The sequence below is a fragment of the Paenibacillus sp. FSL H8-0048 genome (assembly GCF_038002825.1).
Classification (GTDB): Bacteria; Bacillota; Bacilli; order Paenibacillales; family Paenibacillaceae; genus Paenibacillus_AQ.
On record NZ_JBBODF010000001.1, the window covers coordinates 3,692,599 to 3,719,536 of the forward strand.

Here is a 26,938-nt window from a genome sequence, read left to right on the forward strand (position 1 = left end):
GGCAGTCTTAAAAGAGTTTTATCAAGTAATTTCCTCTTACCTATGTGGTAAATCCTAAACTTCAGCGCATTTCTAAATGAACTGTCTTTTGAAGCAGCCCATTCAACATTTCCACTGTGCTTTATGCCGCTAAGACATGTAGAATGTCACATGCTTAATTTTATTCCTGAGTGTATTGCCTTAGCATAGCTAAGAAACTAAAATCATTGGTTTTTTTACATAATTATAGTATAAAGGAAATACGCCCCTTAGTTTTTAACGCAACTTTGGAGAATTTGATTGTGGAGGAATGAGATTCATGTCGAACTCATTAAATATTGAGGACAAGCCAGCTGTTTCAGAAGCTTACTGGGATGAATTACTTGTTAGTCATGAAAGAATCAAAGAGAACTATAGTGAAACCGACAAAGTTGCTTTCACTTCCTCTCTTAATGCTACAGATATAGAAGCTTTACAATCCATACTTCAACTTTCTAACTTTGACGAGGCTGAAAAATGGAAACAAAACCTAAGTGAACGTTCTGATTTCCTTAATTTTTTATATTTAAAAGATTTTCTACAAAGAAAGAAAAAGTCCATTGATGAAATTTTCAAATTAAAGCTGCCTGACTATTCATTCTCATCCGTCTCTCCACTAATAAAACTTATTATTTTATTCTATACAGATTCTAACTGGTTGTTTGAGATTTTCGTCCTTCATGAATGGAGGACAAAAGCTTCTGGTGATCTTTATATTGCAGAGAAAAAATTAACTGATATGCGAAATAAACTAAGCCAGGACCACAATTTTCACTTGAAACTTGTAGACACTATGCGCCAGAATTCCGGATATAGCAATGATTACAGAGTTGTCGCACATTGTGATGTTGGTGAAAAACAGACCATATATCTCCTTTATAAAAAAATAAAGGATTCCAAGAAGCCTGGATATGATCAGAACAAGCGCATCAAAGATCGAGATCAGATAATGTTTTCTGTTGATATAAAAAAACAATCCTTGGAGGTCAAGGCACCACACAATGACGTTTTCGGCATTAAAAAGTATTTTGACCAGGAATTTAATACTGCACTGCGTAAAATGGAAAACGAATTGTTCGTTCAATACAAAATCGATGATGTAGTTCAGCTTTTTAAAGAAGGTACTCCTGTAGTAGATGAGGAGCCGGAAGATTTCACCATTGACTCTATTACATTTTCTAATTCATTGCTGATTAAATCCCCAGATGTGAAGTTACAACTTAAAGGCAGCGATATCTGGCCTAGTATTAATGATGCATTTAGAAGGGGAATAATTAATCTTTATAACCTAAAAGACATTAAAAAGATAAATTTTCGCTCAGAACAACATTCAAAATCAATCCTTTCAATTCCCCTTGAAGATGGTAGTGTTATATTCAAACTTAATGATAGTAGTTTAAGTGAACAAACCAGAAGTGCAATTAAAAAGAAATTTTTTATGAAATTCGGCTTCCCTCTTGACCAACCAGTACAAAACAAATTTGATGGTGGGGAAGCGTTTAAAGTCGATCAAATATTTAGATTTGCGAACATTAACCAAATTACTAATGATCACAAAGACATCTACGACAAACTACGCTTTTCAAAGCTAATAGATGAAACTGAAGAAGTTTCCTACAGTTGTTCACATTGTAGTTTCACAACAAATGATACTAAATTGCTTGCAAAAAACGATAATGGTAGTTCGATATGTCCTGAATGTGATGAGCCCATTTATCAAAAAATAATAAAAGAATTAAATCCGAATAGCGATAATATCTACAAATTCATTTATTCACTAATAGATGATCTAACCAATAAACATGAAAATTTTAAAAATGCGAAAATATCCAATCAAAAGTTCAAGAAAAAAGAATTTACATTTAAGCGATTCTCATACAAAAACCGCCCTTATCAATTACTCGTTACAGATAGTCTATTATCAAAAAAAACGCTGGAATGGATTGAAAAGAAGCTAGTTCCCACACTTATTGTATGTTATGGGATTGATAAGCAAACAAGTAACCGCTATGCTCTTGATACAATTGAACAAGTTACTTTTGGTGAGCTATATATTTATAAAGAGAAGGCTCAAATTCATGAGATTTTCGAGGAATATCTTAATGATTTGGAAAAACGCACACATCATCAAGTCGTTTCTGCTGCTACTAAAGCTACTAAAAACCTCTCATTTATTGGAGATAAAACTGTTGAACTTAAAGAAATATATGATGAAGACATGCTTGAAGATGACGTCTATACACTTATTAAACACTTATTCCCTAACTCTGAAAAATGGGGGAAGGAATATTCTGGTTCAACTGTTCCAGAGGGAATTTTCACTATTCAATACAAAGAAAATAGCGGAGTAATGTCTGTCGAGCACAAACATGGGTTTACCTACGACTGCAAATTCACATTAGATAGATCTGGATACAAGCTAGGATCTTCTGAAAATCGTAAAGCTCTTCACTATATTAAGCTTCTCAATGAATTAGTTGATGTATCAACTTATTGTTCTTCGGGAGAGTTAACATCTCACATTTTTGTTGGAAACAAATTTAGAGAACGTCAAGTACAAGCAATGGCTAAATTTATCCGTAAAGAAATTGCTAAAGGCCATTATACAAAACCAGTTTTTATTAACTCAAAAGACCTATCTTATTTATATGACCAATTTATATATAATAAAAATAAAGTAGATAAGGTACCGGATATATTCTACAAACAATTAGCTGCTATCTTCTCAACTGATGAAATCGTAATTACTAAAGAATATATTGATGAAAAACTCGAAGATGTAGAAATTGCAGCAAGAAGTTATTCTATTTTAGATACTTCTAATATTACAAGAAAATTGACGGGAAGAAAAAAATAGCATTCCATTTTATGGATTACAATGTTATAATAAGCCGAAACAGGAACTAACGTTCCTGTTTCGGCTTATTTAAGGAGGTTTGACATGCCTGGACTTACTGTAAGTGAAAAAATTTTCAACAAAAAACCTGACAACTTTATGAAAGAACATATTACTCAATTGTTAATTCAGCAGTACACTAACAGCTATAAAACAGAGACTTCTGCCACAATTGTAGCTTTTAACTTTTATTCAGATCATGCTTTAATCATTACTTCTAACAAAGAAGGCGAAATATATTTATATCGAAAAATGGAATATGAATCAATGTTTTCCGATTCATTATCAACTTCCCTTAACAATAATAAAGATTTTTTACCCACTCATTGGAAAAGGTGGCTAGAAGAATCTCAATTTGATTTAGTACGCAAAGAATTCTCACAAGCTTTAAATTTCAACAGACTCACTGCAAGTTACAACGAAAATGATGAAATGTTTTATTGGAATTGGAAAGCCCATAAGAACATTTGCTTTAGAATGAATAATTCTTATGTATTTGATGCAATAGTAACTTAAAAAATATTATTAATATCCAGTCCCAAGATGATATAAGGACAGAATGCTACAACGCGATCCTCAACCCTATTGACTTTCTATAATGAAACGATGATTTCCCAATTGATTTGTAGGTGAAAAACTATTCTCATCTCAATGTGATCAAAACATAACCTATTCTGAATATCGTGGAGCATTGATAGAAAGAGTACATTAAATCTAGATGTTCTGTTAAAGATACTCATGAAACCAATTTCCGCTCCTTACTATAGTACTTATTTCGTTCCCTTGTTAAGACAAAACAATACCCTTTCATTGAAGAAAGGGCACTTCACACTAATTTCTCACTCGATCTATAACTCCCAAACTAAAGCATTAAATGCACTGTATGCTGGATCATAGACTGTCCACTCTTCTCTTAGGGGCTAGCCAATTAAGAATTTGGCTCTATTTAATTTCCATCATAATTAAACCAAGTATCATTTATCTTTTTTCCATTTAAAATAAGAGCCCATTATTTTGAAAAGTCGAACTATGCGTAGTTGAACAAAAACTCGTAGATGCTTGATGAACAGGATATTATTTTGAAACTACCTTCTCGAAATCATCACACAACTTGTCTACTAAATCATCCATTTCTTTAAAGAAATAGTCCCCAACTTTTTGACGGTTTAGTGCTCTGTATCGACGATAGATCACAGCAAAGTCGTGATAGATTTCTTCCTCAGAAACGTGAGAATGAATTTTCACAATTAAACGTAAACCTTCATTAGCACTTCGTACATATTGGAAAAAATCCTCTATCTTTGATTCAAACTCTTGAATAAGAGATCCTTTTTTAGCCTCTAACTCATTACGAGCTTCAATGATAGCCAAAATATCAAATTGATGAGGACCATAACTCTCCTTACCTTCAGCTACTTTAGTAGGTTTGTTCTTTTTTTCCTTGGGTGCTCCCGTCTCTACTTCAATAATGCCGATTTGATTGTCAAAATAAACCTCTATCGGATCTTTAATATCCTCACTACGGTGCATCATATTATAGAGTGTATTGAATTTACGCAAGAAGAATAAGAAACTGGACTCGCTATACTTAGCATCCAGATCAATCACATATTCAATGCGATTTAGGATTGTAAAATACTGCGCAGCCTTAGCCTTAGTATCAGCTGTACGCTGAGGATTAGCATCAATATACTTCTTTAAGCTACTTTCCAAATCCAGATAACTCTCCGGATCATCCCTTTTTGATTGATCTTTGTAGATCGAGTTGAACACGGTAAAAAACTTGTCATAGGTATATGACTTTCTAAGCTCGACAAGCAAAATATCTAGTACTTTTTTGTCGCCAAAGGGGTCAAAATCACTAACGACCACATCTGAAAAATGCTCGAATGCATCTTTGATATTTTGCACATTTACATTATTATAGGAAAAGTCAACAATTTTGCAGTCATTCTTATATTTGGCGGTCCGGTTTACGCGGGAGATCGTTTGAATTGCACTGATGCCTTTAATCTCTTTATCCAAGAATAGCGTATGTAGCTTCTTCTCATCGAATCCCGTTTGCAGCTTGGCTACTACGATCATTAAACCATTCTTTTTCAGCGCAAAACTTTCCAATACCTTTTCTTCACTTAAGCCTCCATTAAGACCTGATGCACTTTGTTCATCCTGGTTGTTAGAGTAAACTACGTGAATCGGAGCTTCGGCATACTTTTTATATTTCTCTTCTTGAACCAAGGTACTAAAATGTTTGGTCACTGCTTGTTGATAAGCTACTGCAGCTTTAATGGAATGCACTGCTAACATAGCCTTACCTGTTCCACGGATCTGACGATATACGTCTTTAACGAGCAGATCTGCAATATATTTAGCGATTGCATCTATTCGTTCACGATTTTCATAAACTTGCTTTTTCTGAGCGTCTTTATATTCTTTCTCCGTAAAGCCTTCCAGTAGGTTGCTTGGCAAATCAAACAACATTTTGGACGCTACTGGTACAATATTCTTGAGCGGATTAAGAATAAACCCATCCTCAATCGCTTCCTTCATCGTATAGGAGTCAAACGGTCGCCACAGTTTCTCGCTTTCTGCATAACCGCTAAATTCTCCAAAACGCGCAAGCGTATGATCATCAGGTGTAGCTGTAAACCCGATAATCAAATTCTTCTTTTTAGTTGTCCCAGCAAGTTGCACATGATTATCAAACGGAGATTGTAACTCATCAAATATACTTATCATCTCTTCATGCTGGTCGCCACTATTGGAGCGATGAATTTCATCAATTAGGAAGACAATACGCATATGAGCAAGTTTATTTATAACCTCAGTATCGAGCATCTCACGTACAGAACCGAATTTCTGTAAATTCACAATAACTAGGCGAGTATCGGAAGCCAACGCCTCTAAGAAAGTTTTTTTGTTGTTTGCTTCTACGTACATCCGATTATCAATGTTCATGTTAAGCATTTTAGAATCAATTTGTCCACGAAGCTGTAAGCGATCCACCACAATCATGATTTTGTCGTATACATATTGTCCATCTCTGCGCAAGTCTTTCAACTGTAATGCGGACCATCCAATAATATTGGATTTACCGAATCCAGCAGCATACTGCATCAGGAGGGAGTATACATTTTTATTGTTTGAATACGCCTTACGTTTCTCAAGTAATTCTTTCTTCTTCACCTCAGATACGCCTACAAGCTGCTTCTCTAACAATTTTTCAAAATATTGATCATCCTGTTCATGCGTAAGAAATTCATCAATCTTAGCCATAATTTTATCCGTTCCAAATTTCTGCTTAGGCCGTGGAGAAATTAGAACCCCTTGCTCATTCTTTAGCTCTTTGCCATTATTCGTAACGAAGACATCGCGCTCGATAAAATTGTAGTAGAGAATTTCTTTTTCAATAAATCCCTTCCCATAGAGAGCAGTAAACAACTCTTTCAATTTCTCTTTTTTTTCTGCATAGGGATTCAGAAGTGGATACGGCTTAAACACGCTTTTGGCTTTCTTCTCGATCTCTTCACGATCAAACTTACCTTCGCGGCAAGTGGCAAGAATCTCTTCAAAATATTCAGAGAGCGTTCGTATAACGAACGTTTCTTCAATATCTGTCGTGGTGATATGAATGGCTTTTTCAAAGATTTTCAAAAAGTCTTTACGTAAGGATTCTTTCTCCTTTTCACTTAACATATAACTGCTATCAATATGCTGATGATAAATTTTAACCGCTTCGAAATAGTCTTTAATCACCTTGCCACGGCCATTCTTGCTAGCGCTCTGGTTGGTGTAATTAGACTTCAGTTCGCTGTAGCCCAAATATATCCCGTTCACAAACAGCACAAGATCTGGGCGAAAGGAGAATACCTGAGTCCCTTCATAATGAAATTTATATGGCAGTTCTTGCACTACGGAAAAAATATTCTCATCAAACAACGCATTGTTATGGATTACACTATCTCCAGTATAGAAGAGGTGTAGCTTAATTCCCTGTAAAGTAATCGATTTATTTGCGTTAATAAATAATGCCATATTGCGGCTACTGCCGCTACGATCCTTAATGAGTTCAATCAAATCCTTAAGTAGCCTAATCTTATCGCCTTTGTATTTTCTTAGCAGAATTTCGTAAGGTTTCTTATTTAATTCGGATTGAGAAATAAACTCTTGCAAATCTTCTTCTATAATTAGTTCATTTGTCACAGTATTTGCCTTCACTTCGCGATAACCAAGGTCTTCTCTAAAAAAGGGCAACAGAAATTTATCCTGCAAATGAAGTTCGTTCATCCTGTTGCTCCTTCCTTAGTGACCTTAATTTTACCTAATACCACATCATTTATTAATGTTTTGCGAAGTTCTTTGAGTTTATCTATTTGAAAATATATGGTTTCTACGATACGGTCTATACGCGCTGTTTTTTCGTCTAGAAAATTGGCGATGGCTGTTTGCTCAGGAAGTGGCGGAGTTTCAATCTCAAGGTTATCAAAATCTGACTTTAATATATGTTGCATAGTGCTACCGTGTGCAAATGCAAGCAAGCTCTGTGATGATTGACTAAGTTTAAAATATAGCCACTTTCTATTAATTTTCTTAGAATGATTTATTTTAAAGATATGTTGATTCAATAGAGCATCTTCTCCCCGATAAATAAATGGAGCGATTAAGGTTGACCAAGAAAAAACTAGGTCACCGTCTTTTATAGAATTTCCTTTTGTTATTTTCTTTGAATTCGGTTTACAAAAGTCAGTGGCTTCGCAATTTAATGTCAATTGTTTTATTTTTATTATGGGAATACCAGAATCACTTAAATCATCTTTAAATGCGCCGCCATTAACGCTTTCCGCTATATCTTTGATTCTTACAATTTTCCAATGAGCTGGGATTTCCCCAATCCATGTAATTCCACTATCTTTCATCACTGCGGATTTATCCAAACCACGAGTAACAGTTTCGTTAATAAGTGATTGTTTAAGCCTGCCGTATTGGTTCGCCTTCTCGACAAGCAACTCTATCTTCCTGTCAATCTTCGTGGTCTTACTATCTAAATAAACGGCGATTGCCTTTTGAGTTTCATAGCTAGGCAAAGCTGTTTTGATTTGAAAAAAGTCCTTTGGATAAAGTCTTAAACGAGAAGAGACTATCCCCTTAGAATATCTTGTCATTTCCATTATTGCATTAGGGATTCTATATAAATAATCAAAATATCGATGATTATAAGGTTTATATTTTCGGGGTTTATAAACTCCATATGCAGGGCTGCATATACCAATATCTTCATTGTTTGTACCTAATGCCCCCATCCATGCCCACATTGTATTTATAATTAAATCCCCTTTTTTACACAGCTTATAACCTTCCATTGTTTCCGCCATAAACATATTCACATTTTTTTCAGTACGACGAGTAACTCCCGTAATGTGAGATACGGTTAATAGTGTTTCGGTTCCAGAAACACTGAGACAACCTCTTTCCACAAATATATCCTTATTTCTAACCACATCCCACTGAAGAGGGATTTCACCAATCCACTCTACCTTGCTATCTTTATAATCGTCATATCTTTCCGAATTTTGTTTCATCATATGATTAAGCCCTCTTCCAGCTTCCTCAACTCATTCTCAATCGTATTAATCTCAGCTAAAATATCCATCACTTCTCTCAATTTTTCTGGACTGTAAAAGATTTTATTGAAGTTCAATTCAACACCTACAGTATTTTCCAAGTAAGCAAAAGGCTTGGTGATATATTTGGCCATAAAGGCTGCAATTACTTCTTTATTGGTTATTTCATCCCTATGGAAGGGGATGATCTCATAGTCCTTCTGGTAATCAGGCATGATTTCCACACTGATTTCAATTCTTTCCTTCTGCGTTTTATTAGCGTTTTTATAGAAAGATTTCACAACGATTTTGCCACAGCCTAATGACTCTTGTTTGCCTTTCACTTCTTTTATCAAAGTTTCTTTTTCGGAATCAAACCAATATCTCGCCAAATCGGTGCTGATAACCAAAGACTGTTCTTTGTAATCTAAAGAGGAAATAAATGGCTTGATATCTTTTTCAAAGAAATCTGCTAAGGAACTATATTGGTCAACATTAAAATGTGTGATTACAAACTCCGTAAGCTCGCGTTCTCCATTGCTAAGTTTCGTCGATTTAAGCTTTTCACTAGTCTTGCCTGCTTTTAGCTTTGATTCAAAACTGATACCATCTTCGTCTACGTTAGTAAGCATAATCGCTTGTTTGTTAAAGTAAAAAAACTCTTTGTCGAACACTTTAGCGAAATCGGTATCTTGAAATTGCGTTAGTGTGTCAACAATTTGTTTACGGCTTTCTTTATCCACTTCTTTGCGTTTAGAGCCCTTACTTTTCTTCAATGGCTTGAATTTCTCACTGGCATTAATCAGCATCACTTTGTCCTTGTGCTGGGGCTGTTTATTTTTATTCAATACCCATAGATAGGTATAAATGCCCGTATTAAAAAACTCGTCAGTTGGCAATTGAATGACTGCTTCCACAATGTCGCTATCGAGCATCCATTTACGAATATTGCTTTCACCTGAGCCAGCGTCACCACTAAACAAGGTAGAGCCATTGTGTACCACGACACCCATACCGAATGAATCGAGTTTGGAAATCATATGCTGCATGAACAACAATTGACCATCAGATATAGAAGGTAGAAATTTAAATCTATCCGTCTTATCGTTTTCAATATCCTTCTGGTAGCCTTTCCAACTCACACCATAAGGAGGATTGGCAATAACAACATTAAATTCTTCATTATAGAACTTATCATCCACTAAAGTATTACCATGCTCAATCTTTGAATCGGGTCGAAAACGACTTTCAATCTTAGCAAGAGCATAAAGTGCATCATTCCAGTCTTGTCCAAAGGTTTGTGTCAGGCGCTTAAATTTGGCATTAATACGGTCTTCTACCCCGAACAGCAAGTTTCCACCGCCGCAGGTACAATCGTATATCTTTAAAAGTTTGTCAGATTCTTCGATTTTAGACGCAATAATTTCGGCAATTAGAGCAATCACATCGTCTGGAGTGTACTGCTCCCCTGCCGTTTCCGCCGAAATATCTGCCCATTTGCGCTTGATGTGCTCTTCTAGTGTAGTGATTTCCGAGTTATTAAACGGCTTAAGATCGACTTCACTCCACAACTTGGTATATCCCATTAACACTTTCTTTGATTTAAGCTTAGAAATAACTCCTTTTATATCGAGGAACTTTTCCCCTTCTGTAGCATCCACACCAAGCAAGTCTTTAGTTTCGCCATCGAATCCATGCAGGTAGGCATCAAAATCAATTTCAAAGGATTTATCGTTCTTACAGATGTCAGTGAGGGTTTGATTCTTCTCGAAAATATAAATGTTATATCCTTGCCCTTGATCTTTAATCATATCGTAAAGATCATTTTTATTTATATTGGCAAAAGCTTCTTCACCGATTTCAACTTTTAAATTATCAAACATCCTAACAAGTCTACTTTCAATCATAGTTAGTGCAAAAAAGGGCATCATATACGATGGCCACTCAGATTCTTTAATACCGCTTCCTCGAAGAAGGTCCGCAGTAGCCCAAATTTTTGATTCATATTGAAGAATGTTCATTCGCGTTTTCTCTCTTTTCATTTAAAATTCACCAATTAAAATTCACCAATCTTGATGATCGTTAATTAAATAATCTTTATCCTAATTATACTACGTTCTTAGGCAAGTTAAATGTTATTTATTTCCTTTTAATAACCTGGACAGTAAAATTTCTTATAAAAATACCATGATAATAAAATATCCCAAACCGAAAAATCTAGGGTGTCCTTAAATTCTCATACTAAAAACAAGGACCGCCGATATAATCTTAACTTTGTAACCGCATAAGGAGCACCATAGAGATATTTTGGGGATCATCTTTATAAAGGCTTTTTGATTTAAATCATCCATTACTCCTTGATCCTTAATAATCTTAAATTAATGCCTTGCATTCTCAGTATTTCTTCTGCTTCTCGCAATTATGATTATCCGATCCTCCGGTATATACTATCTCCATGGCAACAAGGAGAATCTTCCAGTTACTGCTTCAATTTGCTCCTAGACATTTTCCACATCTATACCAAAATAGAGGACAGACTTGTTGGACCGGAGTTACCCACTCCATTCATCCGATTCTCCATCTTTTCAAATCAATAATAACTCTCTTTCGCCCTAAATAGACCTCACCCCAACCCACCACCGCCCCCTGCAAAGCCAACCGTCTCTGCAAGTACGCCTTCAAATGAGGATCAACACAGTAGATATAACACCCCTTCGTTCCCCGGGTCATTAGGGTCCGGTAGGTGTTGCGGATAATCTGATCGGCTATGCGGAGGGCTTCGTCCTTGTCTTTTTTGTACAGGGTCTTGAAGCCTGACAGGGACTTGTCCGTCTTCGCACGCTTGAAGGGGTCGGTGATGATCCGGTTGTTCTCATAGCGCATATCTTCGCCGATGATCACGCCCACATAGTCGAACTCCAGGCCCTGGGAGGTGTGGATGCAGCCTACTTGCCCTATGGATTCCGGGTCGATTGCCCAGGTGGTGGTGTTGCTCAGGTTCCAGCTCATGAAGAATTGGTACTGCTCTAATTGAATATCGTGAACGCCGGGATTATTCTTGCCGTCTGTCTTCCAATCCCAGCAGTAGCCGGCGAGCATTCGGGCCTTGTTATTGATCTGATTCTTGCTGAAGATTTCATCCCGCAGCTTATTCGGGTCATCGTAGAGCCGGATGTCATACTCGAAGTCGAAGCTGTCGGCATTCGCTGTCTCCCGAATCTCAAGCACATCATCCAGCCAGGCCAAATATCCGTCCGAGCCATTGCACCGGAATTGGGACGCCAGGGTTAGCTCCGTGATCTCCGCATCCATTTGCTCCGCATAGTGTCGAATCTGCTCCTTGCTGCCTACATCGTGCATAGCAATCTTCTGATATTCATCAATGAAGAATACGGAGAACCGGGAAGCACGGATGATCTCCATCGTCTGATTGATCCCTTTATTTTTGAACAGGCCGGACTTCTCATTTAAGCGGTGCGCCTCGTCCACAATCAGGCAATCGAATTCATCGGGTAATGCCTCATAATACACGCCTGAGCCCTTGAACAGGTTATCAATCACCGACTTCTTCACGTTCTGCTGAAGCTTCTTCATGTATACGGAACGCGGGGCGCTATTCTTGGTCACATATTGGCAGACGAGCTCCCGGGCGGTAAGCTCTACCAGCAGATTAATGCCAAGCACCGACTTGCCTGTTCCCGGGCCGCCTTCGACAATCAGGACTTGCTTTTTGCCCGACTGGGCCTGCTTCGCTAATCTTAAAGCTTCCTCATAGACGACCTTCTGATCGTCAATCATAATGAATTCCTGGTTACCCTGGAGCATACTGAGGAGTGAATCCTGCAACGATTTGGAGGGTTTAATTTTGCCATGCTCGATAAGGTACAGCGATTTGGTTCTATCGGTCTTTTTGATATAGGTGGTGATAAACCCTCTTAGCTTCAGTGCATCTCCCTTGGAGAAAATCGGCGCTTCCTCAATGTATGGGTCATAGACTGGGTGTAATAAGGGATCGTTGTCGGTTTGGATGTAGTTATGTAAATAAGCGCACGGATAGAGCTGTACAGCTTCGTTCTGCACGGTCTCATTATAATCATTGATCAGCCTGGCATAAGACCACGCTTGGTAAGATGGATGCGACGTTCTAGTCTTGGTCCGGTTAAAATAGGTCTGCACCAGTCCATCTGCATCCTCAACTGTCTCCACTTCTGTCCACTGCTTAAGCTCAATGATGACAACAGAGTATTGATCCTGTTCGTTCAGGCCTGTAATCATGAAGTCGACTCTTCTCGGAGTCGCTGGAATTCTATATTCAATCGCGATTCCTGCGTCATCTGGAATGTCCGAGGTGTTCAGTACTTTATATAGATAGTTCATGGAATTGTTCCAGGCGTTGATCTCGCCCATGGCGGCTCTGCCGATTTTTTGGACGTACTGGTTATGGATCTTTACCGCAATCGTATCCTCGGTCACATCATCCATAAACTGCTGCTTGGTCGATTCATAGATAATCATAGAGCTCTCCCCTATTCATTCACTGCTGTGTGCTTTTGTGTGAGCTTCCCTTGGAGCTGGATATAGGGTATTTCTTTGCGTTTTTGTCTATCTTCTGGAGGATCGCAGCCTTAACATCGATATTCAGATCATGCGCGAGCGTAAGTGTGTAGATGAGAATATCCGCGATTTCGTCCTTCATGTCGGAATAATGTTCCTCTATAGCCTGCTGGCTGTTCTTCCATTGAAAAAGCTCCAGCAGCTCGCTAGACTCCAGCGTGATCGAGAGCGCCAGATCCTTGGGGTCATGGAATTGCTTCCAGTCCCTGTCGTCACGGAATTGAATGATTCTCTGCATTAGTTCGTCCATGTGTACCTCCACCCAGTTGGTCAAATTGAATTTCCCACAATTTCTCTGTATGGAATAATGATAGCATAGCAAAGCCTAAAAAAGGGAACCGGTTGTTGATTCCCCTCTGAACTCTCCCTTATAAATGAGGAGTGTTTCAATATCGCATAGTTCTATTCAGAATTTCCTGTATGCATTTTTGCTTATTTATGGAGAAATAGAAAAAAGGAACGTCCGAGAGCCTTAATGGCTTTGGACGCTCCTCCTCTCTACTTGCTAAAGAAAATCATTAACCCCCAAGAACCTTATCCTCAACAATAGGTGCTTCTATTCCTTGAATATCAACCTCTTCACCAGATGTTAAACTATGAATTTTATTTGGGGCAGAGTCAAGATATTTATACTCCTCAGTAGAAGATTGACTCCCGATAATATTACCATCTTTATCTTTCACAAAAATTTCTCTTTTGATGGGAAGTCCGGTTTCTTCATCAATGGTTACTATTTCCTTGTGTTGATCATCTTCTGTGACTGCTTGTATTAAATCAGATTCATCTGTCAAGGAACGAGAGTCCGGCTCAACAACTGTCCAACTTTTGCTTTGAAGTTCCTCTTTTTGTTTTTCAAGCAAAGAAATTTCAAGTAGCTTTTCGTTCTCAGCAGACAAGGTCTCCGGCATGGTCCAGGTTCTCCCCACCAATTTGCCTGTCTCAATATCTCGACCAATTGAAGTGATCTTTTTCCCTTTATCTTCAATTATCATTTTAGTATGAAGTTTATCATTCCGATACTCTTCGGTTACTTCGGTAAGATTCTCCCTATCACGGATTCGTACTGTGTAAGATCCGTCAGATAAGGTTTCTTTTATATATTCAATTTTGCTGTTTGTAACGGCTTTATCTGCTGCAGATGTGACTATACTCTGTGCACTTACCTCATTTGAATTACCAGTATAAAAATATCCGGTTGCAACTACAAATGCTAATGGAATAATCAAAAAAGTTACTACCTTTTTAGTTTTCATTAAGAGTTCCTCCTTTTCTATTCTGCTTTTAAATCCCAGCCATTAACGTAACCTATATCACTTTCATCTCTTACTCTCCATGCGTTTGGATTAACCGGATTTGCTTTTAATTCTCGATCAAAGTTTTGTAAGTAATAATTTGCAGGAAAAACTTTAAAAGGATTACCCAAATTAGGTTCTGCACCGTTATATAGCCAGGTAACTCGGCTTGTTTTCGCAACATAAGCGTCATGGTAGTTAAACACTGTTGGTCCTGTAGTATTATAATAAGCAGACCAACCCAGTGCAGCGTTTGCATAATATCCAATACTGGCATTTGGATAGTAATTCCTTAACCATGCTTGGTTATCTGCAATGGTAGGCCCACTGCTAACACCATTAGGAGCATAGTTAACCAAATCAGTTCCCAAACTTACCTGAGCAATGATTGGATAAGATGTTCCGGGACCACTTCTTACATTGAGACCAGACGTTTTGACATCCCAGACAGACGTCTTAGCATCAGACGAGTGGAGAGCAAAAATTGTTTCGGCATGAAATTGCATTGCTACAAATAAGATAATTGAAGCGGCTAAACACTTACTCCATACTTTACTGTATTTTACCACAAATTATTACCTCCTCCAAATTTTATACAAACATATGTTATCACATCCTAATCAAAATAATTGTAATAATTTGTAGAATAGTAAAAATCTAATATGAAATTGATCTATTATGGCATTTTGTCATTAGAAATCAGCTAATTATCCTACATGTAGCCATAATATAAACAACTTATTGGTGTTTACGACATAAGAGGTAACTTATAGCCGCTCAAGGTGCATAACAAAGGGGTCTCGGAAATTAGCTTGATAAAAGCTTCTTGTATAACGTCCTCATTGACCCTCATGACCCTTAAGGTTTGAGAAAACCATGAACTTGGATATGGGTGTGTCTTAAAACTAGTTTTTGATAAAGTTTTCACTTCCCGATTTTTCAATGTTCGCCTGATAGTTTTGTAGTTTTGTTTTAGAACCATATTAGAGTTGAAAATCAGAATTGGAGTTGGAGTTGGTAACTGCCAAAGGAACTATTGCTCTCACAAAGGTTTCTTTACTAGTCTGGATCGCTAGTTCTTTTAATTCGTCTTTCCCTTTAATAATGAAAAAAGGTGTGCCTGTACCATAATAATTCGATAAATTGTTCGGTGTTATTGCTTCGCCTGTAATAGAGTAACTGGTAACTGTTCCGATTTCCAACTCAACTTCACTGGCAGATACTTTTTCGTCAGTTATTAATTAAATTTGATCATTCCATTTTATAATAGGCGCTGCATTACTTTGAGAGGATTTAATCTCTGCAAAGGAAATATCCTTCTTTGTTGTATTAGTTTCTTGAGAATTAGAGCAAGCGGTCAATAGTAATAATAGACAAAACCCTATTAATCTTTTCATGATATTCCTCCGTACAAATATTTTGAAACAAATAACACCCTCATGTGAAGGTGTTATTTAACATCCTATTCTATTGTATGCTTAAGGTTCTATTGGAAGTACTGCGGATAATCTGATCGGCTTCGCGAAAGGCCTCGTTTCTTCACTCCTCAATATGCTTATATTGTTTTGTTCCATCATCCACACCTTGAACGGGAGCCCTACTGTATTGATAGATCCTTCCGTTTTCTTTACGATAAAAATATCTGGAGCTTCGATCATCATCAAAAATAACGGTTGTACTCACCAGAGGAGCTTTACCAATTTGAGTATAAACTTCATTTATATCATTCGGGTTATACCCTCGCTCTTCTATTAAGTAAGTTTCTACTTCGTTCGTTGTTTTGTCTTTGAATATTTTCAATCCAACTAATCCTAAGGTGCAAGCCATCAGAACAATTACCAGGAGTAGCATTTTGATTCTCTTCATGATAAATCCCCCAGTCTACCCTGTATACTCCTCCATAACCTTCTGCATTTGCACAATATGCCGCTTGGCGTGCTGGCACAGGAAATAGATGTATTGGTAAACATCAAGCTTCCCCAGGTTGTTTACCGTCATTGTGGTTGTATAGAGTAGCCCCTCTCCGTTTCCCAGCTCCTTCAAAAGCTCTCTGCATTCGCTAATCTGCTCTTCCAGCAATGCTCTAATCTGCCCTAATTCTTTATCTCCTGTAGGCTCCATATGCTCTGGCCTAATCCATTCAAAAGCCTTATGCTTCGCTATTGCATCAAGCTCCTGAAGATTAATTGGACGGGATTCAATCACTGCCGGCAGATCTTTCTTTTTGGAGAGTTCAATAGCTTTCCGCTTCCCTTTACGAATGAGAATCAACAGAAAGTGATTAGTTAAGGTTACATGCTCCAATACTTGTTCAATACTCCATCCAACCTGCGGTTTATAGGACAGCACATCGAACTCCAAATTAAACCAGTCTTGATAATCACTTAACGTCTGAGATAATTCCTGATCAATGAAGCTTATCGCTTGAGTTACGTTCATGCTTCCACCTGCTTTCAGTTATCTATGGACTCACCATAACAAGCAAAGCTAAATCCCACAATGATACAAATAGTACCCGCCTTCAGCCAGCCTATCCGCAAATGAAATCATCTTTGCAAACTGCTCAATGACCTCATCCCGCTCGTAGATCAATCGTTCATACTGCCCAGACTGCGCTTCGCCCTCAACCGTATAGAATTCTCCGGTAAGTTCTAATACTTGTGGTGAATTCAGGAATAGGTCTCTCCAAGCGGAGAATATCCTGTGCAGGGCAGCCGCCGAATGCTGATTGAAAAGAGTCACACCATAATAGTTAATCCCGGCACCTGTCGGCGCTCCTGGTAACGCCGGATTTCTGCTTGGAATCCATTTCATGGTATCGTTTATGTACAGAATAATGTCGTCATGTATGACCACACTATCCACGACTTTCGGGTGATTAGCTATATTCCTCCACAAGTGTTCTGCATCTTCTATAGCAGGAATCAGATAAAACTCATGTGTTAGTGCCATCTTAACCTCCTATATCGCTTCCTTCTACAACCCAATTAATGAATTGTGCAACTCATAGATTACCGAATAACTATATTGAACGGTTAGAAGTCTTCTTCATTGTATCACAGCTGGAGACCATGAATTTCTAGCTGGGCCGTATTGGGAATGACCTTTCACCTGGGCTTGGCACAAGCGCAAAAATAAAGACGCTGCGGGAATGCCCGAGCGTCTTTGTCCTTCATCTCCCATACTCCTTATAGAATTTCACTTCACATCTTCCATTTCGCTCACAATCTCTGGTGTGAACTCCCGCTCTGTACCATTTGATTCAATAATGGTAATTTGCTCAGGCGGGTTATCAAGACTCTTCCCCCTGACCAGCAACTGCCGTTCCCCTTCGATTTTGTACTTTCTAATATACAATCCTGAGCCGATATCTTCGAACGGATATTTGTCGAAATCATTCCAGCTTAGTGAGGAGCCCTTCTCAGACAAGCTCTTTAATTCATGCAATGAAATATATTCCCTTACATCTTCTTTCTCTTTATTTTGGCAGGCTGCACAGAACATTAATACGAACAACAATGTCATCGAAAGCTTAAAGCATCTGGATATGTTCATATCGATCCTCGTTTCTTCCATAATTTTACTGGATATATTTTGGTAATCATTATACCATATTTATGTAAAACACACTAATAATAGAACAAAGGGGGCATGGTAAACAACTGCAAGTCAAGTGTGTTAAAAAATCAGGAGGTTTCTGAATGAAAAAACTACTTTCCTTGCTCACAGCTGTTGTAATGGTATTTCTGCTTACGACCCCAGTATTAGCAAGCACTAATACTAACGAAATCAATTCCCAAAATGTTTCAATACATCAGCTTGAATCATCTGTTGACCCTTTAGCATCTTTTAATCCTGATCCAAAAGAATGGTTAGAGTGGTTTAACAGCTTGCCTGAAGAAGTACAACTGCAAGTCAATTACAGACCTGCTGGATTTACCTCCACATTCAGCAAAACAGCTTTACCAGCCAGTGAAATACCAATGAATGAAACACAATACCCTCAGAATGCTTCTGAGCCTAAACAGGACTCCAATAAATCCGCAGAGGTTCAACGACTTGAAACCATGGTAACTGGCGGATACGAACATCCTTATAATACAAGTGTTTGGGCCCCATTGACAGATAAGGCGAATTGCTATGCGTATATGTTGAATACCTCAACCTATTCAGGCCATAAGTTACAACCGGGTGAAAAGGCAGGAAATATTTTTTCAAGTTTAACAACAAACAGCATAATTACTGCAGCAAAAGCTGACATGCCTTATATGAGTAAATCTCTTCGTAGTTCTTCTTATAGCGAGGTCCCAGGTTATAGGGAATACAAAGTAGCCTTAGTCATTGCACCGAATTATGATTATCACTGGTATAGACAAGATGCTGACGGAGGCTGGTCACACAAACGCGGCCTGACTGCCATTGATTTCAGAGATGCAAGCGGCAACTCGGTTCGCAATCCACAAACTGCTGATCGCAATTATGGTAACGGTCTGAATTATTCAACATTCAGCGGGTGGTATATTATTAAATACTAACCCATAAACAAAGACGCTGCGGGGGATGCCCGAGCGTCTTTGTTCCTTTTTTTAAGCTAATCCTCTATCTCACCCGCACCCGAAACTGCGGCAGGTAATCAGCATTCTGCTCCAGAATGTCGGCCAGCACTTCCTTGGCGAGGTGCTCGTCGCCTACGAGGGGGTGGATGGTGAGGGCTTGCAGGGCAGAGGCGTAATCTCCTCTGACGGCGGCCTCGATCGTCAGCTCCTCATACGCCTTCACGACCTGGAGCAGGCCCCGGATCTGGGGAGGGAGGGGCTTGGTGGGGGCGAGTGCGTGCGGGCCGTCGGATTTGATGACGCAGTTGATCTCGATGGAGACATCGGCGGGCAGCTCAGGAATGATCCCCTGATTGCGTACATTGACGGTCTGGATGTCGCCGGTGTCGTTATAGATCGACTTCATCAATTGAACTGCGGCTTCTGAATAGTAGGCGCCGCCGCGCTTCTCTAGTTGCGCCGGCTTGCTGTTGACTTCAGGCTGCTTGTAGATCTCGAACAGCTCGGCTTCCACTTCCTTCACGTCATCGGCGCGTGTCTTGCCCGTCTCCTGATAATGCTCTGAGATCTCCCGGTACATCTCTTCCTTCATATAATAGTAACGGTGATACGGGCAAGGCAGTGCACCCACGGACTGAATGAATTCAGAATCCCACTCCAGGTCAGGGATGTTGGCCATGGATGGCCCCTTGGCTCCGGCCAGCTTGTTCAGGAAGTCCTCCGTCACATCCTCCCCCTGCATCATCACCCGGGTCGTCCAGTTGAGGTGATTGATGCCGACAATCTCAATGAACATCTCTGCTTGCGGAACTCCGTACAGCTCAGCGATCTGCATCTTGGTGCTGATCGGCAGATTGCATAGCCCCACAGAATTGACCCGGGAATGCTTGGAGACCGCTTCCGTAATGATACCGGCCGGATTGGTGAAGTTAATCATGAACGCCTCCGGCGCCAGCTCCTCGATATCCCGGCAGATGTCCAGGATGACCGGAATGGTGCGCAGCGCCTTGGCGAAGCCGCCCGCTCCGGTGGTCTCCTGGCCGATGAGATGATGGGCCAGCGGGATTTTCTCATCTCTGGAGCGTGCATCCAGCATGCCGACACGGATCTGTGTGGCCACGAAATCCGCACCGCGGATCGCTTCGCGCCGGTCCAGTGTGGTATGTAGCCGGATCGGCTTGCCGCTGGCATCAATCATCCGCTGGGCGAGTTCACCTATGATGTTCAGCTTAGCCGCCCCTGCCTCAATATCGGCGAGATACAGCTCCGCAACGGGAAATTCATCATAATACCGGATCAGGCCCTCCACCAGCTCCGGCGTATAGGAGGAACCGCCTCCGATCACTGCAAGCTTCAAGTGCTTCTTCTTCATCTGTGATTTCCTCCGTCTCTCTTGAATTGCTCTAGTATTGCACCGGTTACAGAGATACCCAGCCGGTCCATCGCCAGCATCACGGCACCGAACACAGGCGGCAGCTCCGGAATGACCAGTGTGCAGCGGGGATGCTCCGCCCACACTGCCTCAAGCAGTGCATCCAGCAGCAGCGGACTTCTGCCCGATTGCAGGATGCTCCCGGTCAGGACGACCGGCACCGCTTCGTCTTCGAAGCCGCCCAGCCTGCGGATGACAGCCGCCGCAGCGATCCCCAGCTCTCTGCCCATATCCGTAAGCAGCTGGCGGGAGAGCCAATCCCCCGCCGCTGCCGCTTCATGAACGACCAGTGATAGCTCCAGCGGAGCCGCAGTCACCTCGTCATCGAGGTAACGCTCCACCATCTCTTCGAAGCTTGTAAAACCCAGCCTCTGCGGTATCCGCTCCACCAGCTCGCTGTAGGGCTCCCTTCCGTCCCAGCAGCGCACCGCTCTGCTGAACGCCTGCGCCGCGAGATAGAAGCCGCCGGCCCGGTCACCGAACAAGGTATCGAAGCCGCCTATCTGCACCGTCTGCCCAAGCCGGTTGCGGCCGGCCGCGTTCGTATTGCTACCGCAGACAAGCACCACCCCTGTGTTATCCGGGCTCCCGGCACGAAGCCCCTCGAACGTATCGCAGACGATATCCCAGCTCCGCAGCTCTAATTGACTGCTGATTTCAGGATATAGCTTGTCCATATCCGGCCTGCGGTCAGCGCCCGCAAGACCGAACTGCACATGATCGAGCTGGTCGATGCCTACCCCTGCCTTTGCAAGTGCACCGAACAGCGCTCCGCGAATGTTGAGCACCGCCGCCCGCACTCCAATAATCTGATGGTTACCGCAGCCGGTCACTGCCGACCCCAGAATCCTGCCGTTATGATCGGCGATAACAGCGATGGTCTTGCTTCCGCCGCCGTCTACACCTGCTAGATACATAGCTTCCACTCCTGATTGGTCCATTGTTATTTTAATAGTCATAATTGCAGACATTGTTCCTACAAATGCCCTCTCTTTGTTCCGCTGACATTGCACGTATAGCTTTCCTTCAGCTTGAAATCTCAGTTGTTACACAATAGTTTCTCCGGCTCTTGTTCCGTGATATAATATAACAAATTGCCATCGGAGGACACTTGTAATGACAAAGAGAACTAATAATACATTATATTTCAATATTAAAGAACAACTGCTTAAACAGATTCAATCCGGCCACTATGCCGTCGGAGAGAAGCTTCCCACCGAGGCTGAATTATGCGAGATGTTCTCCGCCAGCCGGACCACCATCCGCCTCGCGCTCAGCGAGCTTGAGATGCAGGATATTCTGGAGCGGCACCAGGGCAAGGGCACCTTCGTCAAACGCAAGGAGCTCCAGCTTAACCAGAAGCGCAGCTTCACCGAGGATGTGCTGATGAGCGGCAAGGAGCCCACCAGTAAGATTATCGAAGCCAAGGTGACGCCTGCCGAGATCCCGCTCAATGAATTCCTGAATATTCCTATCAAAGCTCCGGTCAATCAGTTACTGCGGCTCCGCTACGCCGATCATGAACCGCTCCTGTACGAGACCACTTATATCGCCTGGGATCTGGCACCCGGGCTCATCAATGATTATAAGGACGGCTCGCTCTTCTCCTTCCTGGAGTCAGAGTACAACCTGAAGGCCCACCGCTCTGTGGAGCAGCTGAAGCCGGTCCTCGCGGACAAAACCGCCAGCAAGCTGCTGGGTGTCAAAGAAGGCTCTCCTTGCCTGCAAGTGAGAACTTTTACTTATCTGGCTGACGGCTCGCCGCTGGAGTACAGCTTCGGCGTATTCCGGGGAGACTTCCCCAGCTATACGATTGAGCGGCAGTTTGGATGAAGCAGGAACGGACGGGCATTAGCGCAGAGAGCATACGGAGCACCCCTGCATGGGGCACTCCGGCTCCGTTACCTCCAGTTCAGTAACCCCTGTTACTCTTTAATAATCTCGAAATATCTCCCCAGCCAGTAGGGCAGCGTGAACACCGAACCCGCCTCAATGCTGCCCGAACGGTAGTTATACCCCGGATTGGCACCGGTCGTCTGGCTGTCATTCTCGAACGGATTCGAGTTATGCTTAATGATCCGCCGCTCATCCGGAGCCAGTGCGTAATTCGTCTGTTTATAATCATCGCGGTCACCCGGTTCAATATAGAGGACATCCTGGCGGTCCCATTGCACCGGGAATTCAATCTGGAATTCCGGGAAGCGGTACAGGAAGCGGACCGCCGATTGCAGATCGACATCGGTCTTATCCGGGTGCGCAAGCTGGTAGAGGAAGGTGTAGAACGGATTCTCCTCCCGCACCTCATTGGAGTACCACTGGTCATAGGCGGCTACAATCTGCGCATGCCGGTCTGCATCCTGTTCAAGAGTCACCAGGATGAACACCGGGAACCAGCCCAGCTCTTCATCCGAATAATTGATATATTGGGTCCAGTCATTATGCAGCGTAGCATTGGTATTAGTGTCGGCTCCCACATTGTCCATCGTTACCGGCTGGTTATCGTTCTCGCTGTAAGCATTGGTTGCCTGGCGGACGAGCCTGCGCTCAATATATTCCTGCGCCATCGCCATGTAGCCCTTACCGTTGATATATGGCTCTTCCTTGCTGTAGCTGCCTTCAAAAGCCTGCTCATACGCCAGCTCATACTTGGCTGAATCAGCCGGATAACTCTCTGCGACAATATAGCTTGCCGATTTCAGTGCAGCCATGACTTGCAGTGCGTTGAGCGGACCGTCCTCGTAGCCGTAGGACAGCGCATCATCCCCATTCTCATCGACCCCAATCTTGGACTTCCACTGTTCCTGCCGCTCCATGGTCCCAACACTGTCGTTGAAGTATTTGGCGAACCATCTGGACCACTGTGTTGATTTGCCGGTAGCGTCCTCAATGTAATAGTGGTCGTCCTTCAGGATCAGCTCGGTCATGCGGTGCGTCGTTTCTTCAATGAGGGCCTTCAGCTCAAGCAGCTCAGGATCGGTGCTGTCCCCGATCAGATATTTATAGGCGGTATAGAACATGGCATAATGGCCATCCACCTCATCTGCCGAAGTATCGGCCTTATACACAATCTGGTTCATGTCGATATGGCCGTCCACAATGGCGCTCTCCGGGAACAGATCATTGAAGAATGACGGAATCTGCTCATATACGGGAGCTGTCAGCTGGAACAACGGCTTATTATGAAGGCCTGTTGTTTTGTCTTCCTTGGCGTCATTATTGTTCGTGGCAGCCGTAATGACTGGCAGCACCTGATACACTGCGCCGGTTACGGACGTTCCAACCCGGGTCTTGATATCAATCCCCAGCTTCTGGCCTTCGGGACGTGTCAGGTTCAGCTCGTCAATGGCAGCTTGGCTAAGGCCAAGTCCATTGTAGTTCAGCACATCCGTGCCTCCGCTCGGGAACAGGGTGGAGCCTTTTTTGTTCTCTGCGTCTTTGGTTACTCTGACCATGGAATAGCCGATCGGCGCAACTCCGTCGCCACGCTGCATGCTTGGAATGATTCCATTCGGGTTGATCATGTCCGGCCCGACGAAGTTCTGGAACCAGAAGCCGTTCTGGGACTGGTAGCCATACACTGAATTATCCACTGTAGCCGCACTGGCTTCACTGGTCAGCATATACGAGCGTGCCGGGAACCCGTTGCCGCGGCCGGAGACATAATCGAGCAGCAGTACAGCCTTGGTCGCTCTAAGCGTTGCCGCTCTGGCCGCGGCAATCTCGGCCTGCTCCTCTGAAGCCGGGCTCGTTCCGTACTGCTCCTGCAATGCCTTATAGCGGAAAATTTCGCCCATCGCATACATCGCGGTCCATAGACCGTCATTATCGCTGGTGGTAGGCGTGGATGTGAACACTCCGGTCGCGGAGTTGTAATTGACCGCATCCAGCGTGCTGTCCGTCTCTGTGAAGGTGAAGCCCGCGCCATGAACCATGCCGCGCCGGTCCAGAATCGACTGCACGAGATCCTCATAGATAAACGATTTATCATGTAGCGTCTTCTCCGGCATCGCAATATGCGTGACCCCGCTCGCCGTACGGACCCAAATGCCGTTCTTACCGTCACTGGCCAGTCCCGTCACATGATCGTCTCCGCCATACAGATACCTTGGTCCAGCCATATACTGCACAATATCCTTGGTGTCGCTTGCGCTGAAGTCCACCCGCTGTAAGCCGGTCTCCGTTCCAATCCAGTAGACTCCCCCGTCCAGAACCACACTGGTTACATCGCCGATGACCGAGAGCGGCAGGAATTTGAGTGCTGAAGCATCGGTGACCCATTCAATGTTGCCCGGGATAGAAGCCGATCCGGCTTTGTAATAGGTCATTTCTTTGGTCTGCACAGCCTCCAGCTGAACCGGAGAGTACGCCGAGCCAGGCAGCTTCTCCGCAAGCACGGGCGCCGCCGGCAATACGAATAATGTTAGAGCAAGCAGTCCACCCGTGATCTTCATGCCCGTTCTTTTCATCTTGTCCATGGTAAGCTCCCCTTTCCTTATTGGTAGATATGCGATACGCCGGTTCGTGTGATCACCAGTACCCCCGTATTCTCATCCGGCAAAAGCAGCAGCACCTTGTCATCGTACAATTGCTTGCCTTGAGCGGTATAAGTGGTCATTTCATTCGTGGCGAGATTAATTCTGGTGACTCCGCTGTCTGTTCCAATCCATAAATAAGTCCGGGTCTTGTCTAGAACAGAGGTATTAATCCCCCGCATCGAAGCGAATATGGAAGGCTTGATATTAAATTCATAGTTAACAAAAGTCACGGCATTCACAAGGTCCGGCATGACCACATCCTTGTTAGCGATCGGAGGATTGTAGGAAGGGTCCTGAAGGAAGGTCAGGTATTGCTTGGCCAGCCCTTCTGCTCCTGTGGAGCTGAACGAGCTTAATGCTTCCGTATAGGTGTACAGCTCGACAGCTTTGGGCTCTGGTGTCGGTGTTGGTGTCGGTGTTGGTTTTGGCGTTGGCGTTGGCGTCGGCGTCGGTGTTGGTGTTGGCGTTGATGTCGGCGTTGGTGTCGGCGTTGGTGTTGGTGTCGGCGTTGGATTCCCCGTACCCGGGCTAGGGGTTGGATTCGGAGATGAGGTTGGGGTCGGAGTTGGAGTTCCTGTGCCGCCGCTTGAACCCGATCCTCCCGGATTGCCGGCCGCAGAATTGACGAGCTGTCCTGAAGCGTCATAATCTTGTCCGCCTATCGTTACCTTGGCAGCATTGACCGTCAGCTTGTCCGGCTTGACCGGGAAAGACACCCCTTCTCCATTGACCACCGCTTCGGCGATTGTCCCTTCACCGGTGATCACTGCGGCACCGTTCAAGGTCATTTTCGTGACAACACTGCCTTTGTTCAGCTTGATCGCTGAGCCGCCTGCCTTAAGGGAGAGGTTGAAGCTGCCAATCCGGCCGCTCTCCAGCGTGAAGCCCGCCGGTGCAGTTACATTCAATTCATTGACATCCCCTGACACGGAGACAGCATCGGAAGCCCGCGTAAGCAAGTTCATGGTACTAACCGGCTGGCCGGATTCATTAACAATTCTGGCACCCGAGGTTACATCCATCTTCCCGGCAGTGGTCTTCCCCTTGAGGATTACTCTTACCGGAGAAGCAGGCTTGCTGATCACAATGCTGCCCACTTGACTGTCTGTCAGCGTAATGCTGTTCACACCGCCGCCGTTGATGTAGACGACGCCTTCAACTGCTGCGTTGTTGAGGCTCAGATTCCCTTCGCCAACGCCGGGAGTAATATATACATTCCCAGATAATTTCAGATTAGATAACGTACCTCCCGCTGTGTTAACGATCAGGTTGCTGCCGGAGATGCCTGAATGCTCTCCCCCGTCTGCCACCAGGGTTCCCATGGCATTGTTCATCATCTTCACTGCCTCGGCCCGCGTCAATGCCTTCTTGGGCTGGAATGCGCCTTGCGGTGTGCCCGCTACATAACCGGCCTCCTTCATCGCATAGACCGCCCCCTTGGACCAGCCGGCAATAAGGGCGTCATCTGTGAACGGGGCATATGAATTTCCTGATGCTGTAACATGGAATACTCTGCTGAGCATCAGCGCCGCCTGCTCCCGGGTCAGGATCTCCAGCGGCTGGATCTTCCCTCCGCCATCGCCGACAAGAGCACCGGCTGCGACTGCCTTGCTGATGTCAGAGGCGTACCAGGCCGTTTTAGGAACATCGCTGAAGCTCTGGCCGCTCTCCTCACTGAAATTAAAGATCCGGTTAATCAACGCGGCGAATTCTGTTTTGCGGATTCCCTCGTTCGGGAGCACAAGGCCATCGGGATTCCCCTTCAGTAGCCCCATCTCCTTCCACGAGGCCATTTCCTCAGCGGCCCATGCAGGAATCTTCTCGGCGGCTTCTGCCGATACCGTGGATACAACTGTACATGCCACGGACGAGACGACGGCGAATACTCCGAGCATCTGCTTCCATCTGAACTTCATATGCATTCCTCCTCAAAGTGTAATCGTTAACGCGATAAAGCCAGCTCCAGAATAGCCCTAACCAATGTCACCCCCATGT

General features: G+C 43.1%; 21 protein-coding genes. 4 read left to right on the plus strand and 17 right to left on the minus strand.

Annotated features, from left to right (window positions below):
• Nucleotides 1-298 precede the first annotated feature (298 nt).
• Both NSU18_RS15630 and NSU18_RS15635 read left to right on the plus strand, forming a co-directional pair.
• Entirely contained in the window at nucleotides 299-2,875 is a 2,577-nt protein-coding gene (locus NSU18_RS15630) for a hypothetical protein (protein WP_341149461.1), read from the plus strand.
• Nucleotides 2,876-2,959: 84 nt separating this feature from the next.
• Nucleotides 2,960-3,430 carry a hypothetical protein gene (locus tag NSU18_RS15635; RefSeq protein WP_341149462.1) on the plus strand — a complete coding sequence of 157 codons (471 nt, stop codon included), beginning with the start codon at nucleotides 2,960-2,962 and terminating at the stop codon, nucleotides 3,428-3,430.
• A gap of 558 nt (nucleotides 3,431-3,988) precedes the next feature.
• Here the strand turns inward: NSU18_RS15635 and NSU18_RS15640 are convergent.
• From NSU18_RS15640 to NSU18_RS15700, 13 genes are all read right to left on the minus strand, one after another.
• Nucleotides 3,989-7,201, minus strand: coding sequence for a type I restriction enzyme subunit R domain-containing protein (locus tag NSU18_RS15640; protein WP_341149463.1), 3,213 nt, complete (start codon nucleotides 7,199-7,201; stop codon nucleotides 3,989-3,991).
• On the minus strand, nucleotides 7,198-8,496 hold the full coding sequence (locus NSU18_RS15645) for a restriction endonuclease subunit S (RefSeq protein WP_341149464.1): 1,299 nt from the start codon (nucleotides 8,494-8,496) through the stop codon (nucleotides 7,198-7,200). The genes NSU18_RS15640 and NSU18_RS15645 overlap by 4 nt, the downstream gene beginning before the upstream one ends.
• Nucleotides 8,493-10,556, minus strand: coding sequence for an HsdM family class I SAM-dependent methyltransferase (locus NSU18_RS15650; protein ID WP_341149465.1), 2,064 nt, complete (start codon nucleotides 10,554-10,556; stop codon nucleotides 8,493-8,495). Before NSU18_RS15650 ends, NSU18_RS15645 begins: the two co-directional genes overlap by 4 nt.
• A 523-nt stretch (nucleotides 10,557-11,079) precedes the next feature.
• On the minus strand, nucleotides 11,080-13,029 hold the full coding sequence (locus NSU18_RS15655; protein WP_341149466.1) for a DUF2075 domain-containing protein: 1,950 nt from the start codon (nucleotides 13,027-13,029) through the stop codon (nucleotides 11,080-11,082).
• Nucleotides 13,030-13,048: 19 nt separating this feature from the next.
• The gene (locus NSU18_RS15660; protein ID WP_341149467.1) at nucleotides 13,049-13,378 is read right to left on the minus strand and encodes a nucleotide pyrophosphohydrolase; all 330 of its coding nucleotides are present in this window, start codon (nucleotides 13,376-13,378) and stop codon (nucleotides 13,049-13,051) included.
• 268 nt (nucleotides 13,379-13,646) lie between these two features.
• Complete coding sequence (locus NSU18_RS15665; RefSeq protein ID WP_341149468.1) at nucleotides 13,647-14,381, minus strand: hypothetical protein; 735 nt, start codon at nucleotides 14,379-14,381, stop codon at nucleotides 13,647-13,649.
• 17 nt (nucleotides 14,382-14,398) lie between these two features.
• Complete coding sequence (locus NSU18_RS15670; RefSeq protein ID WP_341149469.1) at nucleotides 14,399-14,989, minus strand: SH3 domain-containing protein; 591 nt, start codon at nucleotides 14,987-14,989, stop codon at nucleotides 14,399-14,401.
• 414 nt (nucleotides 14,990-15,403) lie between these two features.
• The gene (locus NSU18_RS15675; protein WP_341149470.1) at nucleotides 15,404-15,622 is read right to left on the minus strand and encodes a hypothetical protein; all 219 of its coding nucleotides are present in this window, start codon (nucleotides 15,620-15,622) and stop codon (nucleotides 15,404-15,406) included.
• Between the two features lie 39 nt (nucleotides 15,623-15,661).
• Entirely contained in the window at nucleotides 15,662-15,817 is a 156-nt protein-coding gene (locus NSU18_RS15680; RefSeq protein WP_341014503.1) for a hypothetical protein, read from the minus strand.
• 142 nt (nucleotides 15,818-15,959) lie between these two features.
• Nucleotides 15,960-16,286: a DUF3139 domain-containing protein gene (locus NSU18_RS15685; RefSeq protein WP_341149471.1), complete on the minus strand. Its 327-nt coding sequence runs from the start codon at nucleotides 16,284-16,286 to the stop codon at nucleotides 15,960-15,962.
• Nucleotides 16,287-16,301: 15 nt separating this feature from the next.
• Entirely contained in the window at nucleotides 16,302-16,859 is a 558-nt protein-coding gene (locus NSU18_RS15690; protein WP_341149472.1) for a DinB family protein, read from the minus strand.
• 48 nt (nucleotides 16,860-16,907) lie between these two features.
• Complete coding sequence (locus NSU18_RS15695) at nucleotides 16,908-17,372, minus strand: hypothetical protein (RefSeq protein WP_341149473.1); 465 nt, start codon at nucleotides 17,370-17,372, stop codon at nucleotides 16,908-16,910.
• Between the two features lie 246 nt (nucleotides 17,373-17,618).
• Nucleotides 17,619-17,867 (minus strand): hypothetical protein, encoded by a 249-nt coding sequence (locus NSU18_RS15700; protein WP_341014511.1) that lies wholly within the window; start codon nucleotides 17,865-17,867, stop codon nucleotides 17,619-17,621.
• A gap of 254 nt (nucleotides 17,868-18,121) precedes the next feature.
• On the opposite strand from NSU18_RS15700, the gene NSU18_RS15705 reads away from it, so the two are divergent.
• Nucleotides 18,122-18,955, plus strand: coding sequence for a hypothetical protein (locus NSU18_RS15705; protein ID WP_341014512.1), 834 nt, complete (start codon nucleotides 18,122-18,124; stop codon nucleotides 18,953-18,955).
• Nucleotides 18,956-19,019: 64 nt separating this feature from the next.
• Here NSU18_RS15705 and NSU18_RS15710 read toward each other — a convergent pair whose 3' ends face one another.
• Together NSU18_RS15710 and NSU18_RS15715 are read right to left on the minus strand one after the other, a co-directional pair.
• A complete protein-coding gene (locus NSU18_RS15710; protein ID WP_341149474.1) occupies nucleotides 19,020-20,348 on the minus strand; it encodes a 6-phospho-beta-glucosidase in 1,329 nt (442 codons plus the stop codon).
• Nucleotides 20,345-21,325, minus strand: a complete 981-nt coding sequence (locus NSU18_RS15715) for an N-acetylglucosamine kinase (protein ID WP_341149475.1) — start codon at nucleotides 21,323-21,325, stop codon at nucleotides 20,345-20,347. Before NSU18_RS15715 ends, NSU18_RS15710 begins: the two co-directional genes overlap by 4 nt.
• Nucleotides 21,326-21,524: 199 nt before the next feature.
• Here NSU18_RS15715 and NSU18_RS15720 point away from each other — a divergent pair, with 199 nt between their 5' ends.
• Complete coding sequence (locus tag NSU18_RS15720; protein ID WP_340756997.1) at nucleotides 21,525-22,241, plus strand: GntR family transcriptional regulator; 717 nt, start codon at nucleotides 21,525-21,527, stop codon at nucleotides 22,239-22,241.
• Nucleotides 22,242-22,333: 92 nt separating this feature from the next.
• Here the strand turns inward: NSU18_RS15720 and NSU18_RS15725 are convergent, their stop codons facing one another.
• Complete coding sequence (locus tag NSU18_RS15725) at nucleotides 22,334-24,883, minus strand: hypothetical protein (protein ID WP_341149476.1); 2,550 nt, start codon at nucleotides 24,881-24,883, stop codon at nucleotides 22,334-22,336.
• 17 nt (nucleotides 24,884-24,900) lie between these two features.
• Nucleotides 24,901-26,859 carry an S-layer homology domain-containing protein gene (locus NSU18_RS15730; RefSeq protein WP_341149477.1) on the minus strand — a complete coding sequence of 653 codons (1,959 nt, stop codon included), beginning with the start codon at nucleotides 26,857-26,859 and terminating at the stop codon, nucleotides 24,901-24,903.
• Nucleotides 26,860-26,938 lie beyond the last annotated feature (79 nt).